The organism is Streptomyces alkaliphilus, from assembly GCF_014141535.1.
In the GTDB taxonomy this organism is placed as follows: Bacteria; Actinomycetota; Actinomycetes; order Streptomycetales; family Streptomycetaceae; genus Streptomyces; species Streptomyces alkaliphilus.
Map to the genome: position 1 here is coordinate 1 of NZ_VKHT01000174.1, position 6,791 is coordinate 6,791.

The 6,791-nt window shown below is 74.4% G+C and carries 3 protein-coding genes; all 3 read left to right on the forward strand.

The annotated features are described in order from the left end of the window. Positions 1–4,496 (forward strand): FtsK/SpoIIIE domain-containing protein (locus tag FNQ90_RS08300; protein ID WP_182605779.1); only part of this gene is annotated, 4,496 nt, incomplete at its 5' end. 451 nt (positions 4,497–4,947) lie between these two features. Beyond that, complete coding sequence (locus FNQ90_RS08305) at positions 4,948–5,649, forward strand: hypothetical protein (RefSeq protein WP_323379840.1); 702 nt, start codon at positions 4,948–4,950, stop codon at positions 5,647–5,649. 259 nt (positions 5,650–5,908) lie between these two features. Then, the coding region (locus tag FNQ90_RS08310; RefSeq protein WP_228470962.1) for a MinD/ParA family ATP-binding protein at positions 5,909–6,791 on the forward strand (883 nt) is incomplete at its 3' end.

Consider the following 6,791-nt stretch of genomic DNA (forward strand, 5'->3'; position numbering starts at 1 on the left):
CCCCGTCGCACGCCCATGCCGGGGCGGCGCACCCGTGGCCGCACCACGGGGCGCCGGCCCCCGGCGGACCGCCGCCGATCTACGTCGACGGCGCGCCGGTGGACCCCCGCCTCCCGCTGGCCGACTCCCCGCTGCGCGAGGGCACCGTCGTCAGCCTCCACACCCCCGAGGGCTGCCCGCCCGGCGAACCCAACGGCTTCGTCGAACTGCGGGTGGTCGGTGGCCCGGCGGCCGGCGCCGTGCACCGGCTGGGCGTGGGCCGGATCGACATCGGCTCGGCCCCCGGCACGGCGGTGCGGATCGCCGACCCGACGCTGGCCGGTCGGGCGTTGACCCTGCGCGTCAACGCGGAGGGTTCGTGCACCGTCGTCGTCCACGGTGACGCCGAGGTCCGGATCGACGGCGCGGAGCCGGAGACGGAGGGGAAGACGGAGCGCGTCCCCTGGCCGCTGGGCGGTCAACTCGCCATCGGCGACACCCTGCTGGAGGTCGCTCCCTACTACCCGCCGGACGCCGCGCTGCGGCCCTCCGAGGACGGCGCCGGACTGGACTACAACCGTCCCCCGCGGCTGATCCCGCCCAAGCACCCCACCCACTTCCGGCTCCCCAAACCGCCGGACGAGCCCGACAAGCGACCGCTGCCCTGGGTGCTCGCCTTCGTGCCCCTGGTCGGCGCGATCACCATGGCGCTGCTGCTGGGCCGGTGGATCTTCCTGATCATGGCGATCCTCTCGCCGATCATGCTCTTCGCCAACTACTTCATGTCGACGAAGAACGCCCGCCGCAAGTACGCCGAACGGGTCAAGGAGTACGAGGAGACCAAGGCACGCGTCGAGGGCGACGCGCAACAGGCCCTGGCGGCCGAACGGTTCACCCGGCGGCACGCCGCCCCCGACCCCGCCGTGGTGCTCAACGCCGCCACCGGTCCGCGCACCCGCCTGTGGGAGCGCCGGCGCACCGACGACGACCACCTGCTGCTGCGGGTGGGCACCTGCGACCTCGACTCCGAGGTGATCCTCAGCGACCCCGAACAGGACGAGCACAAGCGCCAGGTCACCTGGAAGGTCCCCGACGCGCCGGTCACCATCCCGATGCGGGAACACGGAGTGGTCGGCCTGGCCGCCCCCGGCGGCATGGCCCGCGCCATGGGGCGCTGGGCCGTCGGTCAACTCGTCACCCTGCACAGCCCCAACGACGTCCAGCTGTACCTGCTCACCGACGCCGCCGGCCGCCAGGACTGGGAGTGGGTGCGCTGGTTGCCGCACGCCCGACCCGAGGCCGAGCGCAACACCAACGTGCTGATCGGCACCGACGCCGAGACCGTGGGCGCCCGCCTCGCCGAGCTGACCGGCCTGCTGGACGGACGGCTCAAGGCGGCGAAGAAGTCCCGCTCCCGCACCGCCGAGTTCTCCGACCCCGACATCGTGATCGTCTTCGACGGATCGCGGCGGATGCGCACCCTGCCGGGGGTGATCCGGCTGCTCAAGGAGGGACCGACGGTCGGCATCCACTCCCTGTGCCTGGACGAGGAGGAGCGCTTCCTGCCCGGTGAGTGCCAGGCGGTCGCCGTGGCCGAGCCCCGGCCGGACCCCTCGGCCAACCCCTGGGAACAGTTCCGGGCCGGTCTGCCGCAGGGCGGCTTCGGCGGCTTCCCCGGTGGACCGCCCGGCTTCGGCGCCCCCGGCCGCCCCACCACCGGAGACCCGGGGCGGGGCCGCCCCGGTGAGGGCGCCGCGCCCGTCCCGGACCGGCTGCGGGTGGAGCGCAAGGGAGCCGACCCCGTCCGGGGCGTGCTGCCGGACCTGGTCTCCCCCCACTGGTGCGCCCTGATCTCCCGGTCCCTGGCCCCGCTGCGGGACATCAGCGGCGAGGTGGAGGGCGCCGGGCTGCCCTCCTCCAGCCGTCTGCTGGACGTCATGGAACTGGAGCCGCCGACCCCGGAGGCGATCGCCGCCCGCTGGCGGTTCGACGGTCAGTCCACCACCGCCGTCATCGGCGAGTCCTACGACGGGGCATTCGCCCTGGACCTGCGCCGCGACGGCCCGCACGGCCTGATCGCGGGCACCACCGGCTCCGGAAAGTCCGAGCTGCTGCAGACCATCGTGGCCTCGCTGGCGGTCGCGAACACGCCCGAGAACATGACCTTCGTGCTGGTCGACTACAAGGGCGGCTCCGCCTTCAAGGACTGTGTGCAACTGCCGCACACCGTCGGCATGGTCACCGACCTGGACAACCACCTCGTGGAGCGGGCGCTGCGCTCGCTGGGCGCCGAACTGACCCGCCGCGAGCACATCCTGGCCGCCGTCGGCGCGAAGGACATCGAGGACCACCAGGACCTCGCCCGGCGCGAGCCCGGTCGGCACCGTCCGATGCCCCGTCTGCTCATCGTCATCGACGAGTTCGCCTCGATGGTCCGCGAACTGCCGGACTTCGTGAAGGGCCTGGTCAACATCGCCCAGCGCGGCCGATCCCTCGGCATCCACCTGTTGCTGGCCACCCAGCGGCCCTCCGGCGTCGTCTCCCCGGAGATCCGCGCCAACACCAACCTGCGGATCGCGCTGCGCGTCACCGACGCCGGCGAGTCCACCGACGTCATCGACGCCCCCGACGCCGGCATGATCGCCAAGTCCACACCGGGGCGCGCCTACGTGCGGCTGGGCGCCTCCTCGCTGGTCCCCTTCCAATCCGGCCGGGTCGGCGGCCGGCGGCCGGGCGCGGTGGATCCGGCCGTCTCCCGCCCCTGGTCGAAGGAGTTGGACTGGAACGGGCTGGGCCGCGAGGCGCTCCGGCGCCCCGAGGGCACCCGCGCCGAGGACGACGCCAACACCGACCTGCGGGTCCTGGTGGACGCGGTCATCGGGGCCGACCGCGCGCTCGGCTTCCCCCGACAGCACCGCCCGTGGCTGGACCCGCTGCCGGAGAAGGTCCGCCTGGACGAGTTGCCCGTCCCCGCCTCGGCCGGCGCGCTGCCCGCCACCCCCTACGCGGTGGAGGACGTTCCCGAGCAGCAGGCCCGCCGCCCGCTGGCGGTGGACTTCGCGACCTTCGGTCACCTGCTGGTCGCCGGCGCCCCGCGCACCGGCCGTTCCCAACTCCTGCGCACCATCGCGGGCACCCTGGCCCGCACCCACTCCTGTCGGGACGTGCACCTCTACGCCTTCGACTGCGGCAACGGCGCGCTGAACGTGCTCACCCGGTTGCCGCACTGCGGCGCGGTGGTCGGCCGCAACCAGGTGGACCGCGCCAAGCGGCTGCTCCAGCGGCTGGACGGCGAGGTGGCCCGGCGTCAGGAGATCCTGGCGCGCGACGCCCTCGCCGACATCGGGGAGCAGCGCGCGGCGGCGCCGGAGGACGAGCGCCTGCCCCACATCGTGCTGTTGGTGGACCGGTGGGAGGGCTGGCTGCCCTCCCTGGGCGAGATCGACACCGGTGCCCTGACCGACCAGTTGTTCTTCGTCATGCGCGAGGGCGCCAGTGTCGGCGTGCACGTGATCATCACCGGTGACCAGCGGGTGATGACCGGCCGCATCAGCAGTCTCGCCGAGGAGAAGTACACCTTCCGCCTCCAGGACCGCACCGACTACTCGGCGGCGGGTCTGCGTCCGCGCGACATTCCCGACGAGGTGCCGGCCGGCCGCATGTTCCGGGGGCAGTCCGGGGCCGAGGTGCAGGTGGCGGTCCTGGACGATGATCTGACGGGCCAGGGGCAGGCGGCGGCGTTGACCGCCATCGGCGAGACGGCCCGACAGCGGGACGCCGGGGTGCCGCGCGCCCGGCGGCCGTTCCGGGTGGACGTCCTGCCGGCCAACCTCACCTTCGCGGACGCCTGGGAGATGCGTGACCCGGAGACCTCCGGGTCGCGACTGTGGGCGCTGGTCGGCGTGGGCGGCGACGAGTTGACGGCCTTCGGGCCCGACATGGCGACCGGTCTGCCGTCCTTCGTCATCGCCGGGCCCGCCAAGTCCGGCCGCAGCACCGTGCTGACGCACATGGCCCGGTCCTTCCTGCGCAACGGCGTCCGCCTGGTGGTCTCCGCCCCCCGGCAGTCGCCGCTGGAGGCGTTGGAGGGAGAGGAGGGTGTGGTGTCCGTGCTGCGCGGCACGAAGATCACCAACGAGGACGTGGCCGACGCGCTGGCCACGGCCTCACCCGCCGAGCCGATCGTCTTCATGATGGACGACGCGGAGGAGTTGCGCCGCACCCGCGACGCCGAGGACGAACTGCGCGCCATGGTCGTGCGCGGGGGCGAACGCGGCGTCTGCACGGTCCTGGCCGGTGACGCCGCCGACGTGTGCAGTGGCTTCAGTGGCTGGCAGGCGGAGGTCAAGAAGGCCCGTCGCGGCGTGCTGCTCTCCCCGCAGACCCACCGCCACGGGGAGTTGATCGGCGCGAAGTTGGCGCGCAGCGTGGCCGTGGAGCGCCCGCAGCCGGGCAGCGGCATCCTCCATCTGGGTGACGGCATGCCGATGACGGTCCGTCTGCCGGTGCCGGAGTGACCGGTGCGGGGCCGCTCCCGGACACCCGGGAGCGGCCCCGCCGCCACCCCGGCACCCCCTCGCGATCCGGTCGTTCCGCGGTCACCGCGCGGTCAATGGCTGTTGCACGGGTGTGACATCCTGCCGTTGTAGCGCCACTCCGCCGGCTGATACCGTTCGAGCGTCCTGCCCGCCGTACAGGGGCGGCCACGAGGGAAACCGGGGAGACCGACCCCACCGCGACCGGGAGACCGATCGCGTCCGGTGCGCCGTGCGGGCGGGGGCCCTCCGCCACCGATTCACCGAACGTGTCACCGAACGTGTGTGGTACCGGCGGCCGAGGAGCCGCGGGGGAGACCCCGCCGAGGACGAGAAGCACGAGAACAACCGAGAAACGGTTCGCGGGGCCGACCGGGCGCCCGCGGGCCCCGAAGCGCCCGCTCGGGCGCGAGTCGACCGCGGGGGTGGTGGCGTGAAGACCCGGGACCGGGCTGCCGCGCAGGCGAACAGGCCCGTCACGACGGGGGCACCGGGGGTGGCCGACCGACTGCCGACCCCTCCGCGAGAGCGCAAACCGGCCCTCGCCGCCCTGGCCGTCCTGCTGATCCTCGTCGGTGCCCTCGGTGCCGCCACGCTGGTGCTGCGCGCCGGCGATCGCATCGAGGTCATCAAGATCACCGAGCGGGTGCCCGCCGGGCAACCCATCCCCGACTCCGCGATGGCACCGGTGCTCGTCGCCGAGGACGAGGCGGTCTCCTACGTGCGCTGGGGGCAGCGCGGCGCGCTGGCCGAGGACTACCGGCCGGCGGTGGACCTGGTCGCGGGCACCCTCCTGGTCGGCGAGATGCTCACCACCGACGAGACGCTGGGCAGCGACGAGGTCATCGTCGGTGTCTCGCTGCGTGCCGGTCAGTTCCCCTCCGGTCTCAAGGCCGGTGACTCCGTCGCCGCCTACTGGGTGGGTGACGAGCGCACCGCCGAGGAGGGCGCCGCCCGCGAGACGGTGATCGCCGAGCGGGTGAAGGTCGAGAACATCTTCGGTGAGTCCGATGTCGCCGGTCGCAACAACCTCGCCGTCACCCTGCGGGTGAGCCGCGGGGAGGCACCGGACCTGGCCCGGGCCGCCTCCGGCGGGGACGTCTCGCTGGTCATCGTCTCCTCCGGCACATCCTGAGCCGCACCCCCCGATCCGCACCGAACGAACCGCACCGAACGAACCCGCCCCGATCCGAGATCGTCCGAATCGATCCGGGCCGGCCGGCACGACCGACCCGATCGCCGGTCTCCGCCCCCGATCCCCTCGCGGGGCGTCCGGGCTCCGACCGGACCGTTCGGCGCCCGGCCGAGGGGGTGGCCGACCCGGGCCGGCGGGTGACCCCGGCCGCGGACGCACGACGGAACGACCCGCACCGAAACACGAGGGGCAGAGACAGATGGCGTTGATCGCACTGGCCGCGGACAAGGGGGCGCCCGGCGTCACCACCGCGGCGGTCGCCCTGGCCGCGCTGTGGCCGCGGCGGGTGCTGCTCGCCGAGACCGATCCGGCCGGCGGCGACCTCGTCTACCGTGCCGCCCGCGTCGACGGCGGTCCCCCGGACCCCGGCACCGGTCTGCTCTCCCTCGCCGCCACCGCCCGCCGCGGCATCGCCGCCGAGCAGTTGTGGGACCACTCCCAGCGCGTCGCCGGCGGGCTGGACGTGATCGTCGGCCTCGCCGGCTCCGAGCAGGCCGCCGGCCTCACCGGCCAGTGGAGCACCCTCGGCCGGGCCTTCGCCGACCTGGCCGGTTCCCCCCACCCCGAGGCCGCCGCCGACGTGATCGCCGACTGCGGACGGATGGGGGCCGACTCCCCGACCGTCGCCCTCGTCCAGCACGCCACGCTCCTGCTGGTCGTCACCGGCACCGCCCCCGAACACCTGGCCCGGGCCCGGGATCGCGTCCTCGCGCTGGGCGCCAAGTTGCACGGCGGGCGCACCGGTCCCGCCCACACCGGCCTGCCCCGCCTCGGAGTGGTGCTGGTCGCCGACCCGCAGCGCGGCCACCGGCTCGCCGGCGAGGTCAACGAGATGCTCTCCGGCGCCGGAGCCCCGGCCCGGGTGGTGGGTCTGATCGCGCACGATCCCACCGGCGCCGAGCAGTTGGCGGGCCGCCGGCGCGGACGGCTGGACCGTTCCCTGTTGATCCGTTCCGCCCGCAAGGTCGTCGCCGACCTGCACCGCGTCTTCCACGCCGAACTCACCCCGGCCGGCGGCCCCGGCGGCCGGCCGCCCGTGCCCGGCGCCGCGGGCACGGCCGCGGGCGCACCCGCCACCATGC